General features: G+C 39.8%; 18 protein-coding genes. 5 read left to right on the forward strand and 13 right to left on the reverse strand.

Annotation, left to right across the window (positions count from 1 at the left end; translation table 11 throughout):
- Window positions 1-276: 276 nt before the first annotated feature.
- The 7 genes from FNLLGLLA_RS08840 to FNLLGLLA_RS08870 all read right to left on the reverse strand — a co-directional run bounded on the left by FNLLGLLA_RS08840 (window position 277) and on the right by FNLLGLLA_RS08870 (window position 6,548).
- Window positions 277-741, reverse strand: coding sequence for a hypothetical protein (locus FNLLGLLA_RS08840; RefSeq protein WP_232054986.1), 465 nt, complete (start codon window positions 739-741; stop codon window positions 277-279).
- Window positions 742-891: 150 nt separating this feature from the next.
- Entirely contained in the window at window positions 892-1,143 is a 252-nt protein-coding gene (locus tag FNLLGLLA_RS08845; protein WP_105087186.1) for a hypothetical protein, read from the reverse strand.
- A gap of 176 nt (window positions 1,144-1,319) precedes the next feature.
- Complete coding sequence (locus FNLLGLLA_RS08850; RefSeq protein WP_232054987.1) at window positions 1,320-1,565, reverse strand: hypothetical protein; 246 nt, start codon at window positions 1,563-1,565, stop codon at window positions 1,320-1,322.
- Window positions 1,566-1,786: 221 nt separating this feature from the next.
- The gene (locus FNLLGLLA_RS08855; protein WP_232054988.1) at window positions 1,787-2,785 is read right to left on the reverse strand and encodes a DUF805 domain-containing protein; all 999 of its coding nucleotides are present in this window, start codon (window positions 2,783-2,785) and stop codon (window positions 1,787-1,789) included.
- 819 nt (window positions 2,786-3,604) lie between these two features.
- Window positions 3,605-4,786: a metallophosphoesterase gene (locus FNLLGLLA_RS08860; RefSeq protein WP_105087190.1), complete on the reverse strand. Its 1,182-nt coding sequence runs from the start codon at window positions 4,784-4,786 to the stop codon at window positions 3,605-3,607.
- Between the two features lie 16 nt (window positions 4,787-4,802).
- Window positions 4,803-5,900 carry an A/G-specific adenine glycosylase gene (mutY, locus tag FNLLGLLA_RS08865; RefSeq protein WP_004698160.1) on the reverse strand — a complete coding sequence of 366 codons (1,098 nt, stop codon included), beginning with the start codon at window positions 5,898-5,900 and terminating at the stop codon, window positions 4,803-4,805.
- Between the two features lie 126 nt (window positions 5,901-6,026).
- Window positions 6,027-6,548: an 8-oxo-dGTP diphosphatase gene (locus FNLLGLLA_RS08870; RefSeq protein WP_156697306.1), complete on the reverse strand. Its 522-nt coding sequence runs from the start codon at window positions 6,546-6,548 to the stop codon at window positions 6,027-6,029.
- A gap of 117 nt (window positions 6,549-6,665) precedes the next feature.
- Between FNLLGLLA_RS08870 and FNLLGLLA_RS08875 the strand changes: the two genes are divergently transcribed.
- The 3 genes from FNLLGLLA_RS08875 to FNLLGLLA_RS08885 all read left to right on the forward strand — a co-directional run bounded on the left by FNLLGLLA_RS08875 (window position 6,666) and on the right by FNLLGLLA_RS08885 (window position 8,583).
- Complete coding sequence (locus tag FNLLGLLA_RS08875; RefSeq protein ID WP_004694861.1) at window positions 6,666-7,439, forward strand: DUF4931 domain-containing protein; 774 nt, start codon at window positions 6,666-6,668, stop codon at window positions 7,437-7,439.
- Between the two features lie 76 nt (window positions 7,440-7,515).
- On the forward strand, window positions 7,516-8,343 hold the full coding sequence (locus FNLLGLLA_RS08880; RefSeq protein WP_004694860.1) for a metallophosphoesterase: 828 nt from the start codon (window positions 7,516-7,518) through the stop codon (window positions 8,341-8,343).
- 9 nt (window positions 8,344-8,352) lie between these two features.
- Window positions 8,353-8,583: a hypothetical protein gene (locus FNLLGLLA_RS08885; RefSeq protein ID WP_004694858.1), complete on the forward strand. Its 231-nt coding sequence runs from the start codon at window positions 8,353-8,355 to the stop codon at window positions 8,581-8,583.
- A 134-nt stretch (window positions 8,584-8,717) separates the two neighbouring features.
- Here the strand turns inward: FNLLGLLA_RS08885 and FNLLGLLA_RS08890 are convergent, their stop codons facing one another.
- The 3 genes from FNLLGLLA_RS08890 to crcB all read right to left on the reverse strand — a co-directional run bounded on the left by FNLLGLLA_RS08890 (window position 8,718) and on the right by crcB (window position 13,082).
- Window positions 8,718-11,216, reverse strand: coding sequence for an S-layer homology domain-containing protein (locus FNLLGLLA_RS08890; protein ID WP_156697307.1), 2,499 nt, complete (start codon window positions 11,214-11,216; stop codon window positions 8,718-8,720).
- A gap of 420 nt (window positions 11,217-11,636) precedes the next feature.
- A complete protein-coding gene (locus tag FNLLGLLA_RS08895) occupies window positions 11,637-12,617 on the reverse strand; it encodes a molybdopterin-binding protein (RefSeq protein WP_156697308.1) in 981 nt (326 codons plus the stop codon).
- 84 nt (window positions 12,618-12,701) lie between these two features.
- Window positions 12,702-13,082: a fluoride efflux transporter CrcB gene (gene crcB, locus FNLLGLLA_RS08900; protein ID WP_077707756.1), complete on the reverse strand. Its 381-nt coding sequence runs from the start codon at window positions 13,080-13,082 to the stop codon at window positions 12,702-12,704.
- A gap of 189 nt (window positions 13,083-13,271) precedes the next feature.
- Between crcB and FNLLGLLA_RS08905 the strand changes: the two genes are divergently transcribed.
- A complete protein-coding gene (locus FNLLGLLA_RS08905) occupies window positions 13,272-13,655 on the forward strand; it encodes a helix-turn-helix domain-containing protein (RefSeq protein WP_038150489.1) in 384 nt (127 codons plus the stop codon).
- A gap of 177 nt (window positions 13,656-13,832) precedes the next feature.
- Here FNLLGLLA_RS08905 and FNLLGLLA_RS08910 read toward each other — a convergent pair whose 3' ends face one another.
- Window positions 13,833-14,540 (reverse strand): GntR family transcriptional regulator, encoded by a 708-nt coding sequence (locus FNLLGLLA_RS08910; protein WP_004694848.1) that lies wholly within the window; start codon window positions 14,538-14,540, stop codon window positions 13,833-13,835.
- A gap of 208 nt (window positions 14,541-14,748) precedes the next feature.
- Here FNLLGLLA_RS08910 and FNLLGLLA_RS08915 point away from each other — a divergent pair, with 208 nt between their 5' ends.
- The gene (locus FNLLGLLA_RS08915; protein WP_008602199.1) at window positions 14,749-15,690 is read left to right on the forward strand and encodes a diacylglycerol/lipid kinase family protein; all 942 of its coding nucleotides are present in this window, start codon (window positions 14,749-14,751) and stop codon (window positions 15,688-15,690) included.
- Window positions 15,691-15,770: 80 nt separating this feature from the next.
- Here the strand turns inward: FNLLGLLA_RS08915 and addA are convergent, their stop codons facing one another.
- Window positions 15,771-19,526, reverse strand: a complete 3,756-nt coding sequence (gene addA, locus FNLLGLLA_RS08920) for a helicase-exonuclease AddAB subunit AddA (protein ID WP_077707757.1) — start codon at window positions 19,524-19,526, stop codon at window positions 15,771-15,773.
- Window positions 19,516-23,010, reverse strand: a complete 3,495-nt coding sequence (locus tag FNLLGLLA_RS08925; RefSeq protein WP_077707758.1) for a PD-(D/E)XK nuclease family protein — start codon at window positions 23,008-23,010, stop codon at window positions 19,516-19,518. The genes addA and FNLLGLLA_RS08925 overlap by 11 nt, the downstream gene beginning before the upstream one ends.
- Window positions 23,011-23,017: the final 7 nt, after the last annotated feature.

Genomic DNA, 23,017 nt, shown 5'->3' on the forward strand with positions numbered 1-23,017 from the left:
ATGAACGAAATATAAAAGGGACTGTAAACGAAATACTACTTTAAAGCATTCGTTTACAGTCCTTCTTTTAGTTAGGCAATTATTCTAAACGTAGAGTTACAAAATATCTAAATCAAATCTCACCTTTAATAAGTCGTATAAAGCTTATAATAAAATTACATAACTAGGCGTCTTGTCAAATGGAATTACATATTCTGAAAGACTTGTTAATTCGTCCAAATCATTACGACTTATAACATATAGATGAAGTCCATCATCTTTTTCAAATAGATCAGCTCATTCACCATACCATGGTCTTTTATAGGATAATATCTTGCTTTTTGTATCTCCATTGAGATTAAAAATCTGCAATTGATTCTCTGCAACAGCTAAACCATATCTTTCGGTCATAGATACGTCAAAATACGGAACAGAAATAGGGTTTTGAATCTGAATCTTTTTAAGATCATCTAATATCGTAATATTATTTGTATCCAAACAAACTAATTTTTCATTACGAGGAAAGGATTCTTTTATTTCACTTTCATAAACAAAGTATGCAAATTTTTTATCATATTTGGCTATTTCATCTATAATACGAACAGAATAATCAATCAATGACAAAGATACTATCCCTTTATTGGTACACATTAAAATTATGTCATCACTAAATTCGTATAATTGATAAAAATAGAATTCCTTAATATTATTAAGAATAGGTATTAACTTCTTTCCACGCCAGGTCCATAACAATGAAACCATTAAGTTTATCATTTATAATCATATAATTTACACATCGCAAAGCAAAAATTATAACATTTTCTAAACTTGGACTTTTTATCTGTTTAATAGGTTCTAAGTCTATCATCTATATTCCTTCTATAGTTTTATTAGATTATAATTCAATCATTTTTACATTAAAAGTAGTCCACAATCTTTCGTCTTTATAATATCTTTTAAACTCCTACCATTTATTATTGGATTTTCTAATAACGGTAAAAAATCATTACATTCATCTAAAAGATCCTTATTTTTCCATAGTTGCCATAATGCACCATAAGTAACAATCCCATATGTAGAATCATTATAATATAGTTCTAACTCCCTGTTACATCTCAAGCCTTCAATAACTTCGTCATATAAAGAAACATCTGAACCACTCATTGATGTTTACTCCTTCCTAATTTTTCTAGTCAAACATACTTATCCTTAAGGATCTACCGATCACCTTATAAATACTGATATTAAACGCAACAGACTAATTAGTACGCTTGGCATTTTCAAGTCATTTGCTTAATCGAATATAAACCAATTACACATATAATACTTTCTCTAAAGGTTTAAAAAATGTACAGAGATTTCTCATCATATAACTCATTGGCAAAAATATCGCTAATTGTGTGACCTTCTAAGCAAGGTATCATTAAAAAAGTGTCTAAATCTGGCTCTTTAATAACACATTCATCATTAATCCAAAATTCCCAAACAACATTATTTGGAGTCACAAAGCACTCTAAACCGTTATACCTAAATTCAATCTCTTCATTCATGTCTAGATAACCTCTTATCTCTTCTAGTTTATTCATTTTCTCTCACTAATTTTGATTTTTACTAAAAATCTACAGCACATACAATAATAATCATACTTTAATAAACAATGTACTTTACTCTTCTCAAAGATAAGAGCAACATATATTTCATTTTTATTTTAACATTAGAAATAATGATATTTCTAATTTAAACTCTGGATTTTATAAATAAATACAATAACCCCTGCTAGGATACTATCATAGCAGAGGTTAATTAGTTATAAAGGATAATAAAAAATAGAGTTACTTTCCTGATCATATAATGCAGATGTTTTATTATATAGTAAATACAGCACATATATATTAACTAAAGGTACAAATAAGCAAATAAGCCAAAAAATACTACTATTGGTATCCATCAAGCGTCTACATATCATAGTAATTACAGTATATGTAAGATAAATGTATAAAGTATATCTTAGAATGGAGGGCTCAATAGTATAAGTTACAACAAAATTATACATAATAAAAGCTAAAAACACATTAAACATATGCCACTGACGAACAGTACTGCGTCCATAAAACCATAAACTATCTATTAAAATACTTTTATAGATATCAATCCAAAAAGGGTAGGACTCCTGTCGACTATAATATAACTTTAAGGTCTTAATTTGCCCATCGGTTAAATCATTTCTATTGCCCCACCACACATCAATAACTTTATTATCAAAAATAATCCCATTAGTTTCAATAGTATTATGAGCAGACCACAATTTATCGATTCCAAATGCCCCAAATAGTATCAGCCCCATCAGAAAAGGAAAGAACATCTCAGGTGTATCTACGCTCCATAGTACCTCATTCCCCAATATATAATCAGTAGTGCCTCTAAAGCTAAAATTAGAACTAGAAATAGTAATACTTTTACCCAAAAGTAAAACCATTACTAAAGAAATCATTATAATAACATTAAGCCAATTAAGAGAAGCCTTTTTATAATAATTCAACCGCATGTAATTTGTAATAAAAACAAAAAGAATATAAAGAGTATGCCCTACATAAAATAACATATTATAGTATTCTTGATTATATATTCTATCAAAAGGAAGAGAAAGCATGAAAATATTTGCTTCTATGCCCAAGAAAACTAAAATATTTATTGAAAGATAAGTTTGTACATTCATCGTAAGTGTTTTAAGCTTCCTTACATATTGAATTAACGCTATTACTTCAATCTTAAACTTACAAAATTCATCAACTAAAAACTGTTTCATACTTTTAATTATCATATAGATACCAATAATGGTGAAAGTTTTTTAACAGTATTTTATATAAGCCAATATAAAACAATCACCGAAAAAAGATAGATTTCAGAACTAATGGTAAATGAATGTGCACAAATGCTACCCTCTTTTACGTCTTAAATAGTTATAAATATAGTTCCATACCACATAAAACAAAAGTGTTATGACATATGCAATAACAAAGAAATAAAAGTCTAATTCATCTTCAATCAACTCTGGATTTGTGACAAGACTATATGGAATACATATAAGTAAAAAAAGTACTAAGCCTCGCACAAAATAATTATATATTTTTAGAAATATATAATTACTCCCAACATAAAAACTATATTTTCACAACACAACTAAAAATTTTAACTCTAATATATCACAATTATTATATAAATTCATATAATAAAAAGAGGTATTGTATCTAAAATACAGTACCTCTTCTAGTTTATCCCCTATGGTCTTCTAATATTTCATAATATTTATAGTCATTAACACAACCAAGAATATAATGAAAATAGCCTGTTTTGTATTTAACAGTTCATAGGTCTCGTTAAATGTATCATCCTTAAACGCCTGTATTAGCAGTATTTCTTGTTTACTGAGTTCCAGATATAAGTCTAAATGGCATCCAATTGCCACTAGTATTGCTATTTTGAGATATCTCTTATATATATCCGCTGTCATATCGTAGATTAGAGAGATATCAAATAGCATAAGCAGAATAATACATATAAGGATTTTATATATAAAGGATTTAATATACATTAATGTATACCTATAGTGAGTTTGTCTTTCAAACTAAGCCACTCCATCAAAGAATGTAATAACCGTAATTTCTCGTGGACAGTTGATACGGATTGGGAACCAGTGTCCTGTACCATTATTAACGTAGCATACGCTTTGTTCTTCTACATAGCGACCTTTTGTATATGGTGTGCCTGTTGGTACTAACGGCATACCCATGAATACGATTTGACCTCCATGGGTATGTCCAGATAGAGTCAACGGAATCTTTCGTTCAATAGATTCTTCGAAGAATTCAGGGTGATGAGCCAATAGAATAACAAAGGCATAGTCTGGAATTCCAGATAAAGCTTTGTTAATCATGGCTTCCCGGTTGTCCTTTTTACGATCGTTATCGTACGCAACGCCCGCAATATATACAGGTTGTTTGCCGCCCATGATTTGAATATTACTATTCACGAGAATATTCATAGGTGTATTTCGTTTAAGTGCGTCAAGTACCTTATTTACATCGTGATGATACTCGTGATTTCCCAAGATAAAGTCAACCCCATCTGGGATTTGTTTTGCAAATGTTGTCAGTCTTTCACAGACTTGCGGTAACCATGCAAGCTTATCAATGAGGTCGCCAGTGATGACAACGCGATTAGGCTTTTGTAAAAGCGCTAGTTTTAGGATTTCATCAAAGTCATCTAAGTCGATACTCGGTCCTATATGAATATCACTAAGTTGAACAATTTTATAGTTTTTCAAACCAGGTGGTAGGTTCGTGTAGCCAAAGCTTTCATGAGTTACCACTACCTCTTGTTGACCCGCAAAGGCAGCATAGCTAGAGCCACCAATAGTAGCCAACGGCACTATAGTTGCAGCAGTTCTAAAGAAGGCGCGACGGCCTGTTCTATTTTCCTCTGGTGTTTTGCTCCAAATCTTATTGATTGTCCAATATAATAGACTAAGTATGATAAATACAGGAATCGCTAGGAATACACCAAAGAGGAATCCGTAGCTTTCAGTACGGAACATATTCATCAAAGGATAGTACATCGTACCATATAAATCCACTTGATTGAGTATATAGTATCGGATAGCCGCGAACCACGCACCGATAATGATTATATAGCCCACCCAGGCTGGCCATTTCTTTTTAGGCTTCCACAAGTTGAGGAATAGAGCCCAAAATCCTACCAGACCTATTGCGAGGATGGCAGAAAAAATGATATTAAATAGAATTCTCATTCATTGCTCCTACAAATTACTTTGCGATTTCCGTCAGTTTACCATGAGGTCCCGCCCAAGCATAGTCGGAGAACTCATCACGCTTGATGAGCATCCAGTCCTTTGGCAATTGCTGTTGGATATCTGCAATCGATATATTATTAGCATCCCCTGTGTACGTTAAATCACCGCGGAATGCTTTCATAAACCATTTTCGGTGAGAGAAAACATGTGTTATTTCTTTCACAAGTACTGGTTGCAAAGATAGATCAAATCCAAGGGCCTGAACTAATTCTTCAAGGCCTCGTTCTCCGTCCTCAAAGGCAGATACCATTTCCACAGATGGGAATTCCCACATGGATCGTAAGAGTCCACGGTTCGGCCGTTTATGCAATAAATAATAGCCTTTATACTGCAAGATCCCCACGAATAAAGGCACCTCTACTACCTTTGTTTTCTTGATGCGCACAGGCAGTTTATCTGTATCCTTATGTTGGTATGCTTCGCACATATTTACAATAGGACATTCGCCACAACGGGGTGTCTTTGGAATACATACGGCAGAGCCAAAGTCCATCAAGGCTTGGTTAAAGTCGCCAGGTCGAACGTGAGGTAAAGTCTCCTCTACGATAGCCGTAATAGCCTTTTTACCTTTAGTGCTCAAAATATCATCAAAGATGCGATACAACCGAGCATAAATGCGCAGTACATTGCCATCTACAGCCACCTCTGGTTCGTTGTACGCCATGGATAGCACAGCCCCTGCCGTATAAGAACCTACGCCCTTCAAGGATTCCATGGTCTTACGGTCATGAGGCACGATACCGCCGTAATTTTCAACGACGTCCATTACGCCAAGACGCAAGTTACGAGCACGACTATAATAACCAAGCCCTTGCCATGCGTGAACCACCTCATCTTCGGAGGCCTTTGCCAAATCCTCCAAGGTTGGAAATAGACGCATCCAGTTATCATAATAGGGTTTCATTGCCTCAATGCGGGTCTGCTGACTCATCACCTCGGATACCCAAATCTTATAAGGGTCCCCACAACCGCGCCACGGCAACTCCCGTTTATGTACATCATACCACGCCAATAGCTGTGGCACCCACTTTGGGTTCTTTTTATCAGTCATATTACCTCAATATATTATAAATTTAGGAGTCTAGTACCACTTTCACGGCTACATACTCCCTATTTTATACTCCAATACCCACCAGATAACGATTTTAACGTTAAATTGTAACAAATCGTACATTCATCATCCATTAATATACAGATCGATGCGCGCCAAGTGTTCGCTTTCAAGAACAGTATCAACAGTGGTCAAATCCATCTTATCCACCATATTATTATCTCGTCCAAACACAATAGGTCCTTTTAATTTCTTACCTTCTAACAACATCGGCAACCATCTGCGGTCACCATCCCACATATGTTCATAAGGAATTTGATTTGGTTCTAGCCAATGAGGCTCCATTTCGTCTGTTTCCTCTACATCGCCTGTGAAAGCACGCAAGAAATACACATAACTCACGTGCGTTAAGCTTTCATCAAAAGGAAATTGAAAATCAAAAGCCGCGACACATTCTAAGTCTTCAAGATTTCCCTGAAGGCCAGATTCCTCAAATAGTTCGCGAATGGCACACTCTCTGAAACTTTCACCATCATCCAGTTTACCGCCGAAACCATTATATTTATCGGCCCCAAAACCACGTTTTTTACGACCTAGCAGTATACGATTTTGTTCATCAATGGGAAATACGAGCGTCGTTGGTTTCATAGGGCCTCCTTAATCATAAAAATAACACTCTATTATTATACCATTATTTTATGTACGAATGCCTTAGTTGTGGTATGATTAAGAATATAGATTTTCTTGCAAGGAAGGAGGCACTAGATGAACAAACCACTTAGATTTAATATCGAATTAGGGCGCACAAAGCCCGTCAATATTCGCAATGAACAAGTGCGTTGTCCCTTCTGCGATCGTTCCAAATTAACGGATATCCTAGATACATCAGGTCATATTATATGGCTCATGAACAAATATCCAGTCTTAGAAAAAACTTGGCCTACCGTTATTATTGAAACGGAAACTGACGAAGGCGAGTTTTCTACCTTACCTACAGACGAAGCAGCCCACATTCTCCAGTTTGGCCTCGATAAGTGGCGCGAAACTCGTCAGCGTAAAGAGTTTAAATCCGTACTGTTCTTCAAGAATTACGGCTATATGTCCGGCGGTTCTATTCGCCATCCACACAGCCAGATTATAGGCCTTGAGAATTACGATTATCACAAAGATATTACGGCCCAAAATATGGAGGGTTGGCTCTTGCACGAGGATCAAGATGTACGCATCACCTTGTCTACCCATCCGATTATTGGGTTCTTTGAGTACAATATTCGCTTCAAACCAGATGCGCCGGTTCGTGCTGTAGCCCTTCGACTACAGCAAATTCTGCGCTATGTATTGCATAGTGTAGCAAACTTTAGCCAGTCCTATAATTACTTTGTATATAATCTTGAGGACGGCTATGATTACATCAAGGTAGTGGCGCGCTATGTAACGACACCCCTCTATGTAGGATACAAAATACCACAAACTTGCGATGAGGGACGAGCTGCTAAAATCAAGCACGATATTACGCCTTATTTTCAAGCTACTAAATAGCTCTAACCATATACCGTACATAATTTGATATATAATTTTATATATGGTTTAACCATACATATTTGAAAGGATTTTTATGAAAGTATTTGCCATCGGCGACCTCCATCTATCTGGCAATCCTCCCACAAAGCCGATGGATATTTTTGGTCCTCACTGGAATGATCACTGGGCCCGCATCAAAGAGCATTGGAATGCCAATGTAAGCGATGAAGATATCGTCTTTCTCGTAGGTGACATGAGCTGGGCTCTCCGCCTTGAAGAAGCGGCCTGCGATTTACAAGAAATTGCATCTCTACCTGGTAAAAAATATATGATTCGCGGCAACCATGATTATTGGTGGGCATCGGCGAACAAGATGCATAATCTCATGGGCGACGCTATTACCTTTATACAAGGTCACGGCACCGCAGAACTCATCCAAACCGAAGAAGGTCCGCGCCTTATTGCATTCGGAGGAACGCGTGCCTACCTCTGTCCTGGAGACTCCCACTTCTCTCCGGAAACGGACCAATCCATTTACGATAGAGAATTGATGCGTACCGAAGCGGCACTTCAAGAAATGGATAAAGCAATACATAAAGTGCTTGAAGAACTCAGGACGGAAACAAACGTCACAGATATGACCTGTTCTAAAAAATCCTATTCATCAACACCTGATTCAATTATAGATATAGAGAATATTCCTGTAACAAAGTTATTGTTGCTACATTACCCTCCATTTAACGAATCCAACGCTCCTTCTGGCTTTACGGACCTATTAGAACAATATAAAGTAGATATCTGCATCTTTGGCCACTTACACGATCAAATTTCTTTTAACCGAATTCCAAAGGAGTTTAGTACGACAAAACTAGAATTGGTATCTGCAGACTATCTAGACTTCAAACTAAAACAAATCATCTAAGGAGAGACCATGAGTCGCATTCACAAAGAACATTTACAAGCAGGCTATATCTTTGGTGACACCGTCAACCAAGAATATATATACTTGCCCTCTGGTGAGGTAGGTACGGAGCATCCGTTAGCTGTCCTAGAAACACCAACGAAGCGCGAAGATATTACATTGGACGAAGCCGTCCATATGATTGATACCCTAACGCTAAAACGTTGTAGCCATCCTACACTAGGTAAAAAATCATTTTAATAACGCAATCAATAATGCAATTAATTGAACAAAGGAGGCCGTTTATCACAGCCTCCTTTGTTTTTTCTTTAGTTTATACAAGAACTATTTTGTTGTCTTCCTTTTAGTTTAAAAGGTTAATTCATGACAAGTAATTACTTCGCATTACGCTCGATATGACTACCATAAACATCTCTGTAATCATTAGTTTGCTTATTGTCTTTATTGTTTACACGAAGTCGTTCTACCTTATGACGATCATTGTCTTTACCAGAGATTCGATCCACACGAATGCGATCCAAGTCACGAAGACGAGCCAATTCAGGATTAAATTCGTTAATCGCACGCCCCATTTTGCCATCAATTGGGGCACCCAATTGTAAAGCACGGTAAATGATCGCAGCATACTCATAACGAGTCATCGCACGATTGCCTTTAAATTCGCCATCAGGATAGCCTTCAACAAGACCTTTATCAGCCAAGTCTTTTACATATTCATAAGCCCAATGATTAGCTGGTATATCAGGGAAGTTCACATCTTTCTTGTCATACTGAGGTGCCATTCCCATGGATACCTTCATTTGTTGAATCTCTACATTTTGGGCTTTTACAATGGCCTTTAAGTCTTGAACCTCTTTAGCCAAAGCTACTCTAGAAGTAGATACACCATTTTTTTGACCTAATTTCAATGAAACGCCGGCATTGACCATGTTTTCACCGTTACCCATGGATCCAGCTACGCTGAACATAGTGTCTTCATTTGGTCTGTAGAAAGCACCTAATGCCATCGCATTTTCACCGGCATAGTTACCGTAACCAGCCGCAAAATTCCATTTATCCTCAGGATCAAAATCCAATGGATGAATAGCCGCTAATGCAGCCGCACCAGCACCAACTTTTCCTATTTTGCTATTTAATAGGTTCACACCATTACTAATACCGCTAGTAGCTTGATACAATTGGCTACCGTTAACGGCATCTTTAGATGTAGCGGATACTTCACCATCGGCTACATTAGTGATTTTATTGCCACCATTATTTAGACCTTTATTGTCCAAAGAAACATTACCAAATTTAACTTTATCTACAGATACTTTGTAATCAGTACCACCAGCAGCATTTGTGCTTGTAGTTACAGTTACATTATTACCTGCAGAAATGCTAGTATGTTTTTTAGCTTCTTTTAATGCTTCTGTGGCTAAAGTCTTATTATATTCAATACGACGTTCATGACTTTCGATACGCTCACTATGATTTTCAATTCGAGCATCATGATTATCAACACGATTATCTAAATAATCTAAACGCTTATCTTGATTGTCAATACGTTTTTCTTGATTATTCATACGTTCAGTTTGATTTTTTAATTGAATGTCATGATTTTGAATTTGATCTTCATGACGAAGTAAATCAGCATCTTGACGAAGATTTTCTTTAGTTAAACGAGTAATTTGATTATCATGATTTATAATTAATTTATTATGTTTTTCTAATTCTTGACTATGTCCATTTAAAATATCTTCATGTTTTTGTAAGACATCTGTATGATCTTTTAATTTTCGTTCATTGTCGGCAATTTTTTCTTTATTTTTATCGATTTCATTAATATTATTTTGAATTAATGTATTGTGATTATTAAGAATTCCGCCCACTGTATTTGCTACTGCATATAATTGACTACCATTTATAGCATCCGTGCTATCAGAAGATACTTTCCCAGATGCTACATTAATCACCTGACGTTCTTTACCAGATGCACCAACACTCGTAACGCCGTTACGAGCTGACCCTACCCCAGCAAAGCCGGAATAGTTGATACCATTTATATTAGCTTGTGTTTCTGTTGTGGCAGCTCTATCGGTAGATGCATTGCCTAAGAGAACACTATTTCCTTGTGTTGACGTCACATTACTGCCCAGTACATATGTATTTGCTTGCGCTACGTTATTTCTAACCCCAAAAGCGCCAGAATCAATGCCAGAAACAGAATTACTGCTACCAATTCCAACTCCACTACGTGCAGTAATCGTATTACCTGAACCTACTGCAACAGCATTTGCAGCACCAGCATTAGCATTATTACCTACAGCAGTTGCACTCTCTTCAGCTTTTGCATTATATCCAACGGCTACTGAACGATTTCCCTTTGCTCTAGCATCATTACCATATGCTGAAGAGAAATTACCAGATGCCTCAGCATTAAAGCCAGTAGCGGTACTTGAAATACCACTAGCCTTTGTACTATTGCCAACCGCTGTAGAAGCTTCAGCAGATGCTTTAGCGGATGAACCAAAGGCATTTGAATTACGCCCTGAAGAAACTGATCCATGGCCTATTGCAGTAGCATTTTCACCTTCTGCTCGTGCACTCCGACCAATAGCATTGGTATTATTAGCAGTTGCCTGTGCACTTCGTCCGATAGCTAGTGAAGTCTCACCAGATGCGGTAGAAGACTGTCCTACAGCAGTTGAATATGAACCGGATACCGTATTTCTGAAACCTACTGCTAAACTATGGTCACTGGTAACCGTGTTTTCATCACCAAAGTGACGTGAATACTCTGTCGGATTTCCTTGTGCTTCTACATGTAATACAGTTCCCGTGCCTAACGCAAGTAGTATTGCCAATGATAATGCAACTTGTTTGCTTTTCATCGTTTACTATTCCTCCCTACATCTAAAATTATAAATACAACGGATAATATATTATCATTTATAATATATATTCAACAAAACTCAGCATAAAATATGTCCATTATTAACTAATGTATTATCATTATCCTTAACTATTATTGTACTTTAAATATTAAATGAAGTAAACGAATTTTTTAACAAAATAGATAAAATTATCAATTTTATCTATAAATAAAAATTCTATCAAATTCATCATACTATAAATTAATAGCATAATAACAATATAAGGAGATAAGATTTATCTTATCTCCTTATATTGGCTATATTAACTATATTCATTATATTAGCTATACTAATTATTCTAGTTATATTATTTGCTTTAGCTATATTACTTAGAATAGCTATATTGGTTATTCTAGCTAATCTTGTTATACTAGCCTATTAGCCCAAGAATCCTCCATGGCCCATAGCTATACAATCTTCTTTGGTGATTTCATCATCTGCGATGAGGCGTGGCACAATTTCATCAAAAGCAGTCGGTTTGCTGAACAATACACCACCTGGTACACCAAGAATTGGTGTGCCATCTGCACAGTAAGCAATGCAAACCATGGACCCTGGTAACACAGGTAATCCATAGGTAACTACTCGATCTGCATAGCGTTTAATCGCTCCTGGAGTGAGATCATCTGGGTCAACGCTCATACCGCCAGTGCAGAAAATGATATCTGCGCCTGCTGCTTTCACCTTGTCGATAGCCGCCACGATATCGTCTGTATTATCCGTTACAATTTCGTGAGCTACCTTTGTAACACCAAATTCAGCACAACGTTCTTCAATGATTGGTGTGAAAGCATCTTTAATACGACCTTCAAATACTTCAGAACCAGTCGTAACGATACCCATTGTTTTGCGCACGAACGGCTTTACATGTAACAAAGGCTTACCATCAGCAATTTTCTTTGCATCTTCTACTTGTTGTTCTTCTAACAACAATGGAATACAGCGCATGCCTGCTAGTTTATTACCAGCTTTCACAGGTGTATTATTAAATCTCGTTACAATAGTCAACTCACCAATGCTATTGATAGCATATAATCGGTCTACATCGACCTTGAAAAGGCCATCTACATCCGCAATGGCTTCAATTTTACCTTGTGCCATAGGGCCATCGTGCATGTTTTCACCGCCTGCCATATGGTATAAAGCACGAGCTACATCCTCTTCGTGCAAGAACCCCTCATCTTCTGGCTCCATTACAAATACATGTTCCTTGCCAAGATCCAAGAGTTTAGGAATGTCCTCTTCTGTAATTACATGTCCACGGCGGAAGGGCGTGTCTTTCACCTCACCGATGACGATTCTTACGAGATCGTGTAATAATATTTGCCCTACGGCATCTTGTGTTCTAATAGATTTCATAATATCTCCCAAGTCATTAATAACAAAATACGTTACTGTATAACATCAAAATGTATTTAATACTATTATTCAATATTAATATGTTTACATAGTACAGAGTAGACGCACTATTAGCATACCAACCCAACAGAGGATTAAGCCCCCTACGACTTGTACTGCACCGTACCATAATGCTTGTACATAGGATTCAGCCATCATAAGCTGTAGCATTTCAAAGGCAAAGGTTGAGAAGGTGGTAAATGCACCTAGCCCACCTACAACGAGGAAGAATCTCGCCCATTGAGGTAGATCTGGCTTTTGCATATAAAGGCCTAAGACTAGACCGATAATGAGGCAACCAACGAGGTTTACTACTACCGTACCATACGGAAACGAGCTGACCTTTGTCATCACCCATTCACCAAGAGCCATACGGCATAAGGCCCCAGTGGCGCCACCGAGGGCAACGGCTATGTATTTTTCCATATTGCCTCCTCTACTCAAGATAACATACTAGATGGTATGATCACATTACTATAGCATACATGTAATACTACTTTCACAATTCGTGTAATTATCTGTAATAGCCGATAATTATCTACTTTTCTATATTAGTCAGATGCTAATAATCTCAGTATACTATATTTAGAGAGTAGGGAAAAGAAAGGAGTCCCTATGAACCCCTCGTCTACACCACTCACCGAACTGCGGATCAACACGTACGAAGACCCATTTTTACAACATCAATATGTGTGTTTAGGTCATAAAATCGCCATTATTCGCGTATCCCTAAATATGTCTCAGCAAGAGTTAGCTCGTCACATTGGTATCAGTCGCAGTTATTTAAGTAAATTAGAATGTGGTACAGGCATCTCCGGCATGTCTTTGGAAATTCTTTTTAAAATCGCTCAAGCCTTTCAAATCAACGTAGGTCAGCTCGTAAGACTGCGTGTTGTAGACTATAAAAACTGTAATGCTCACCTAACATCACACTATAAACGACTAGAGTTTCTAAACCACACCAAAAGGACGTCTCAAAACAAAACAAGAACAAACTAATCCGATAGGCTAAAATAGCGGTTAATTAAATACAACAAATGATACCTAATTTATATCAAGATACGCTAAATACTCTAAATGAAAGTTGAATTAACTATTCAAAATAACAATCAAAAAAGCTCCGTCAATAGCGGAGCTTTTCATATGTCATTATGCCTATTACAGCATCAGCAGGCATTATACTTCATTAAGTTTTTTATGTTGTACTTCTGCATTTGCTTTTTTGAAGATAAATGCATTGTTAATATGCTGACGCATAGCTGTTTCTGCAGCAACTTCGTCGTGACGTTCAATAGCGTCTACGATTTGATCATGTTCGTCATCACAGTCATGTGTACGTACAGCATTGAAAGAACTGATGTACATGTCGCGATTAACGCGTTCACGGAAACCTGCTAGATAATCTACAATGCGTTCATTGCCAGAGTAATGAGCAATCATTGTATGGAATCGGCTATTCACATCAACACGTTCTGTGGCATCTTCAATTTCATGCATTTCTTTACAAAGAGTTCTTAGCTCTTGTACTTGCTCAGGTGTAGCATGACGAGCACATAATCTAGCACCAAGTCCTTCCATTACTTCACGAACTTGGTAAAGCGCTACGATTTCTTCTGGCGTGTCAGCTTTTACAGTAACGCCTTTCCAAGGAACGATAACTACGAGATTATCTTTAGCCAATTTGCGGAATGCCTCACGCACAGGTGTAGCACTCACTTGTAATTGTTCTGCAATCTTTACTTCGTTAAGCTTCTCTTGAGGCATCAATTCGCCTGTTAAGATAGCTGTTTTTAATGTTAAATATACTTGTTCACTGAGAGGTAATCTTTCGATAGAATCCACTGCGGACAATTTGTATTTATCTTTTGAACTTTGTCTTCCCATTACTAGCCCCTAAACCTTGCTAACCATTCGTGCTTTCAGACTTTCAAAGAACGGTTAAAATGAGTATAATATAGTATACAACATATCTTAGACAGTATGTTGTGCGAAATTAAGTACATACATTACAATTATAGAACTCATCATTAAGACTGTCAATTTAACTATAGATAATAGCTATATCTCATTTTTGAAAGTAAGGAAGTATACTATGAGCCGTTGTTTGATTATCATCAACCCTGTCTCAGGAGGCGGTGCAGCGCGCCGTTACGCCCTCGATTTACAATGGAAATTGAGCACCTTGTTCGAAACGATTGAGGTTAAATTCACCAGAGGTGAAGGCGATGCTACACGTTTCGCTAAGAACGCTTGTGAGCGCGGGTTTGATGCCGTATTCTGCATGGGTGGTGACGGCACTGTTAACGAAACCGTTAATGGTATTGCCCAAGGTGGATTCTCCTGTACCTTTGGGTTTATCCCCGTTGGTACAGTAAATGATATGTCTCGTGCGCTCGGCATTCACCAAAATCCAACACAAGCTATCAGGCGTATCGATATCAATGAAACTCGAACCATTGATATCGGCCGTTGTAATGATCGGTATTTCTGCAATAATATTGCAGCTGGTGTTATTCCTAAGGTTGTGGATGAAGTTACGCCAAAGGAAAAAAGCATACTCGGCCCTCTTGCGTATTTCTTGCGAGCAGGCCAAGCGTTGTTCACTACAAAGGACTACACGTACCGCATCAAAACAGAGAACGACGATTTCATCTGCAAATCCCCTCTCGTTTTAGCCCTACTTACCAATGTAGTCTCTAGCTTTGAACGTTTTATGCCAGAAGCCTCTGTAGATGATGGTTATATGCGTATCATCATCTTCAAGGAATATTTTATCCTCGATATTCTCAGCGTATTACCACTCATTATCAGTGGTGCCATCTATAATTCTCGTTATACAACGACATTAACGGTAAAAAAAGCTCATATCGAACTTCTATCTGACGTCGATGATTTATCGACTAATATGGATGGTGATGCAGGTCCGGATATGCCTGTGGATATTGAAGTATTGCCACGCGTACTCAAAGTATTTGCACCTGCAAAGCACAAAAAGAAAAAAGCCTTAAATCTGCCTAAACTACCACATATATAATAAGTAATTGGTAACACAAAAGCTCTCTATCAACGGATAGAGAGCTTTTGTGTTTATTAATTTATAAGAATCTATGCGCATTAGTCCACAATGATTGCATCATGCAAGCGGAAGCTATAAATGTAACATGCTTTCACGGGCATTCCCGTCAATCGCTGCAAGGCCTCTTTATAGAGGTCCATTTGGATTTTATAGCGCTTAATGAGTTCTTCTCCGGATGTAACGCGATCCGTTTTGTAATCTACGAGAACCCATTCGCCATCCTCCTCAAAGGCCGTATCAATAATACCTTGAAGGAACAGATTTTCCCCGTCCTCTAAAGTATCGTATACGCGTTTTCCTTCAAAGAGCATGCTAAACGGCAACTCTCGTTCGATACGTTTTGCATTGATAAGGCGCTTACCAAGATCAGAGTTGAAAAATTTATACAAACTTGTATCGCTTAATAAATTCCGTTCTTCCTCTGTAAAAGTCCCTTTCGCCACCAATGCATCGAGTTCTTTCGTCAAAGAAGCTTGCGTATACTTCACAAGAGGTAGCCATTGCATAGCCTCATGCATCAAGGTACCCCATTGAGCACCGGTCAATACATCATCTTCAGACTGTAATGCTTGTGGCTTTCGACCGAATACGGAGTTTGCTAGGGCATCTGCTGAAACTTCTACCGTTGCAATCGGTTCATTCAAAGTATCAATAGTTCCTGCTTCAAGTTCTCGTTCTTGGAATCGTCGCTTCAATTCACTAACAGAAATTTTAGCAGTACGTCGTGTAGCATCGTTGTATGGATAGATATAGTTAAAACGGTCCACGATTTTCTGCGGTAATTCTACGGAATTAACAGCTTTTAAGTCCCGCACCTTATTGATTGTTGTCTCGTCAATATCCGCTTTGTAATCGAGATCACCATAGAGAGAACCATCATGAATTTCAACCTTTAAACGACACTGTTTATCAGGCAAATCAAAATAGGTGGGGCCTTCGTACTCGATGGCTACGCGCAATGGATTACCGCCATCTAAATGACGAGCAAAGCCCATCATCATCCAGTCTAGATAGGTATTAGCTTGTGTAATAATATCTGTCGGTAACTGTTGAGTTTCTACGGAAGCCGCATTTTTAATGAGCTCACCTATGGTGCTTAACACACCTTTAGAATTTTTAAAGCCTTTAATAAAGCCTGTCATGAACAGCTTATCTCGTGCCCGTGTCAAGGCAACATAGAGAATGCGCTGCTCCTCCGCCTTGAGGGCCGCTTCTTTTACGTCTTTCACATAAAACCAAGGCATGGTCGGGAAGGACACTCGAATATCTGGGAAATACCCTTTCAAACCAAGACCTGCATTTTTATCGATAAGAAGCTCTGAACGCAAGTCCATCATGTTGAATCTTTTTTGTACACCAGATAGGAACACTACAGGGAATTCAAGGCCCTTACTCTTATGGATGGTCATAAGGCGCACCACATTGTCTGCCTCGCTCACCACATTGGCAAGAGGCATATCTTGGTTGCTGTCGCGTAAGCTTTCCACAAAGCGCAAGAACCTAAAGAGCCCACGGAAGCCAGAGGCTTCATAGCCCTTGGCTCTATCGTATAAGGCGAGCACATTGGCACGGCGAACGAGGCCATTCGGCATAGCTCCCACATAGTTTACATAGTCTTGAGATTCGTAAATATCCCACAACAAGTCGGTCACACCGTGACGACGCGATAAGGTGCGCCACCTTTCCATATGCTCAATAAAGGCCAATAAACGCTCATCTTGAGCCTCTTCTGCATAGGCTGGCATAAGAGACCATAAGGAGCCCTCACCAGACAGGCGCAATGCACCTAGTTCGTTGGCATCAAGGCCTACGAGGCCAGAGTGCAACACGGCAGCCATCGGCAAATCTTGTTCCGGATTATCTATGACGGATAACAACGCCAATAAGAGTTGAATCTCTTGGGCTTCAAAGTAACCGTCTCGCTCATTTACCACCGCAGGAATCCCCGCTTGCCGCATGGCTTCTACGGCACGCGTCCCCCAGCCCGCTAAGGATCTGCGCAAAATAGCAAAGTCTCGCCACTCGATTTGACGGAATGTGCCATCTGGATTTTGTACCTGCTTCTTAGCAGCATGGATTTCTTTGATTTTTTGAATGATAAAATCTAGCTCACGCTCGTTGTTTTCAGGGTCATCCCCTTCATCTTCGTCACTTTCACTAGCACCAAGGGTATCCTTACTCACATCTAAGAGTTGCAATTCTACGTCACCACCGACCCAATCCTCAGGCGCATCCTCCACGATACGGCCAGGAATGAGCGATTCAGCCTCTGTGTAATTGAGCTCTGCCGCGTCTTCCGTCATGATTTGGTAGAACAAGAAGTTCGTAGCCGCCAAAATATTTGCGTCAGATCGGAAGTTTTTTGCCAAGTCGATACGACGTTCTACCGCATCATTGCCGCCGTACGTATTATATTTCTCCATGAACAGAGAACTATCGGCCATACGGAAGCTATAAATAGCCTGCTTCACGTCCCCCACATAAAACCTATTATCGATGCGAGAAATCAAGTTAATAATCGTCTCTTGCACGCCGTTCGTATCTTGGTATTCATCAACCATGATTTCTTTGAAAGTATCTTGTAGTTCCTTCGCTACTTCAGATGGCTGAGGATCATCCTCTGTGCCAGGCTCAACGAGAAGGGCCAAGCATAGATGCTCAAGGTCGCTAAAATCCATGATGCCTTGCTCTTGTTTCATATCCCGATACGCTTGATGGAACGCAATCGTCAGTTCTACTAACCCTTCTATGATTGGATATTGAGCCTTAAACTGCTCTTGCAAGGTAGCCTCCGGAACGGTGAATATAGCGGTTTGCATAGCTTTGAGGTCATCTTTATTTTGACCACCCAAAGATTTAAACTCTGCCACCAATATAGGGTCATAGGCTTGCGCCTCTTTTGAGCCCATACGGAACTGATCTTTAATAAAGGTATCCATATGTTTACAAGCTTCCCCCATGTCGTCCCAAGTTTGAGCCGCTGAAAGCATGCCTAGTGCAGCCAGTTGATTATCGTATATGTTTTGCCATTTATGAGGTCCTGTTGGATCGAGCAAGATTTGTTCCATCCGCTCTAAGCGCTCGCGAATGCGATCGATGACAGCCATGTAATTAGACCACATATATTGACCCCACAACGTATCACTAGGGTTTATGTCCATCGCCTCTTTATAAGGCTCTAAGGCTTTGCGTAGCCATCCATCGGGATTGGCGAGGGACATGGCGTAGTTATACAGGGACATAATCTTCGCCGTTAAGCCTGCATCGGATTTATCATCGCTGAAGAAATCTGCTAGCTCATAGATATTATAAAGGCCCTCTTCATAGGATTTAGTTAATAAATCGGCTAATACCTCTTGTTGTAGCAATGTCATTTCTGCTTCATTGCCGATGCGCGCTGTCGGATTAATGTCGAGCTTATAGAAATAGGACCGGATTACCCATTGGCAAAAGGAGTGCAATGTAGAAATATGAGCCGAGGGCAACAGATTGAGCTGTCGTTCAAGGCGCGCTTGTAGTGCAGCATCATCTGTAGATTCCATGGCTTTAGCCAAGGCAAGGCCAATACGAGCGCTCATCTCTTGAGCTGCAGCCTTTGTGAAAGTTACAACCATGAGTTCTTGAACAGATAAGGGATTATCCATGTCCTTAAGACGCGTAATAATGCGTTCTACAAGAACCGCGGTCTTACCTGAACCGGCAGCGGCCGCAACAAGTAAGGTCTGATTATCTAAGGAGGAATCCTTAGGCGCTATAATAGCAGACTCTTGCTCTGGTGTCCATTTAACACCCATGGTTTTCACCTCCTTCGCTACTATTATTTCCGTCGTTTAAGACCTCTTTCATCCGTTCTAATGCATCATCTTCGGACAATCTAGACAAATAATTATATCGATTACGGCTAGAATCAAAGCGACATACCGTTCTGTAGTCGCAGTATGTACAAGGTCTAAGGCCATTCAATTGATATGGCTTAATTGGGAACTGCCCGTCCCCAATGTTACGTCCCGTCTCAGCCATCACATGATTTGTATAGCGGCACATTACGTCAAATTCGCCTGTAGACTTAACCTTCCGCAAATCTCTGCTGGAAATGGTTTGGTCTTTTTTCGTAGCAATCGGCACATAAGGCCCTCGCTTAGAACCATAGGACAAGAACTTATTGTCAATATGCGTCAACAACTCAATATCATCGGAGAAGTACCCACTGTTTTGCCAAGCATCGCTTTCATTAGCCAACAAAACCGCATCTTCATAAGATATAGGCGCATCAGCAGGGATTTTAGGGTTCTTCACGTAAGAGTAAACCACCGCCGCAGGGGACATAGATCCGCCATGTGTTTTACCATAAGCGGACTCCAAAGCCAACAGATAGGTCATGAGTTGCAGTTTAAGTCCATAATACACATCTTGGGCCGTCACATGAGCACCACCCGACTTGTAGTCGATAACCATGCCATAGGTTTGATCATCCCGTGTATATTCGTCGATGCGGTCAATTTGACCGATGAGTCGCAAGTAACGGTCTTCACCAAGAGGGACCCGAATAGGATCCCAGCCACCTTGACGACCAAAGTCTTGCTCTAAATACTTCGTATCAAAATCGCTGCGCTTAGACCACTCTATGAGGCGGTCTACCGTCACATGTAATGTTCTCTGTACACGCTGTTCAATGGCCTTTTGGTAGGCATCGCTCGTTTCTTCACCTAGCTGATTTTCTTGCAAGATTTCGTCTGCCACAGTACGGCATAGATTTTCTTGTTCCTCTTCGTCGAGGTCACGCCATTGTTTGTTATTTTCTAGTAGATAATTACCTAAGCGCTCTAAATTAGCATGCAAGAACGTACCGATTTCAGGAGCTCCAAAGGAGCGTACTGGACGCGGTTCTAGTTTCAAACCATATTGGGCATAGAACTTAAACGGACATTGTTGGTATCGTTCAAGGCGTGTCACAGAACCAGACATGTAGCCTTTAGACAAGAACAGCCCATTCACTAAATCCTGCGTTATGACAGGCACATCGTTATTATCTCGAATGCCACGTGACACCTCCGCTAAACGAGGACGATAAGTTTCGCTTTCACGAGCCCAGTTATAGAGTCCCCACCAAAGAGGATTGACCTCATAACCACTAAAGAGAGCCCCCCAACGCTCAGATAGCAATGACAGACTTTGGAGTGGGCGCCACACGTAATCTGCCTCTGTATCAGGTGCAATGGAGAGAGGAATATCTACTGCCTGATCTACGTACCCAAGAGATTCTAATCGCTTTACAACGAGGGATGGCTCAAGACCTGTTCCATCCTCACCAGAGCCCGCATAGGACAAGGTCAACGAATCGGATGCCCGTGTCATGGCGAGATATAATAGAAAATTCTCGTTGAAAGCCTTCGGCAAGGCCCCTTCTGCTAAGGTAATGCCTGCATCGGCCAATTCTTGACGCTCCTTATCCTTGATGAGGCCTTCATCTCCCATACTTTGAGGGAATACGCCTTGGTTGAGGCCCATTACGAACACCTTAGGCCACCACTGGCTGTAACCACGTTCGATAGTGGTAATCACCACATGGTCTAAAGACGGCGGAATCATAGAGTAGTTTACATCGCTAAGGCCTTCTTCGAGGAGGAGCATCATCTCATCCAGAGTCAATATTTCATCCTTCATGACCATAGAAATTTCGTCTATAAAGGAAAGAACCGCATTATACATCTGTTCATGACTAGCTTTGGATTCTTGATCACCTATAGTTTCTGCGTCCTTCGCCCATTCATAGAGCCGCTCTGGCACTTGTAAGATTTCTAATAAACCATAAAGTTGTGTACCCCACTCAGCCCCTGTATGACCCTCCGCATTAGCAGCAAAGTCAAACCATGGAGATAATATATCCATAATAGTTTCTCTTGCTTTGTTAACACGTGCTCTGCGTGGTGCATCTACGTAGCTCTCTTCATCTTGCCCCTCATGAAAGCCTCGTAAGTACGGCCAGCTTTCACGTTCCCATTTATAATGGTCGATACCAAACTCGAGAACATAGTTCTCTAACTCATCTACAGCCTCACGAGTAAGCGGCATCAAGTCTGTCTTGAGCAAGAGGAACATGCTGTCCCGACTATAGTTATAACGCACGATATCAAAGAGAGCCGACAATAGCTCACCTAATGGATGGTTTTTCATAGGCCGCTGACGGTCGATAAAGTGCGGAATGCCGTAGCGAGCAAAAACCTTTTCTAAAGTGTCACCATAGGTTTCAGACTCGCGGAGCATGATACATACATCTCGGTAACGAGCCTCTTCAGATGATTCTATATAGGCTAAAATACGACGAGCCACCGCATCGGCTTCGCGTTCCCTGTTATAGCCTCGAATAAGCGGAATCGTTGCATCTGTAGTATTTTTCTTACTAGGGCTAGCAAAATAATTAGCCTCTAGCTCTTGAACGATTTGAGGGCCTCGTTTCCCATCAAAGCCAACCCAGTTGATACTAGAGCCATAACGAGCAACTAAGGTGTCGTAAATCTCTAAAGGGCGGCTGAAAAGATGCTCCCCTCGACGAGCTAAATTTAACGCCTTTGGGGCCATCGGTAAATCGATAGTAATAACGGCTTCCTTTGCCAAGTCAAACAAGGTATAAATCAACTCGTAGTGTGTGGGCGTAAACCAATGAAAACCATCGATAAAGACGTGGCTATTCTCCATGAGAGGAGATTGTGGCAAAGCCTCTACGATTTCCATGATAGGATCGATGTCGCGCTCCCCATGATGACTGAGTTCCTCTTCATAAGCAGACATACAGATAGCTAGCTCGCGTAATTTCTTTTGTAATACATTATTTTTAACAGATTCTGCCCCTCGTTCTAGGTCAGCAGGGCCTACACGAAAGGCGCGGAATTCAGAAAAGAGCTGTTGCAATACGGAGGAAAACTCAGGCCGCTTTGTAGCCTGTTCTAACAGCCCCAGTTCCTTTTGCTTTCGTTTCATTACAAGGCGCAACAACATAGACCGGCCAAAGCTTGATAAACTTGATTGACCAGCCCCTTTTGAGCCTATCGATTGATATACCTGATAACCCAAACGCCCAAAGCCTACGACACGAACCGTAGTAAAGCCTTTTTCAGGCATAAATTCAGCTAGCTCCCGTTCTACCCGATAGGTGGCAGGTTCAGGAACAAGTAAAATTATTGGTTCCCCTGGACAATCTGTCATGACCTGACGTATGCGCTCATATACGGCACGTGTCTTGCCTGATCCAGCCCGTCCATAATAGACGCTAATACTCATGAGACCT

It is taken from the genome of Veillonella parvula (assembly GCF_902810435.1).
Lineage (GTDB): Bacteria > Bacillota > Negativicutes > Veillonellales > Veillonellaceae > Veillonella.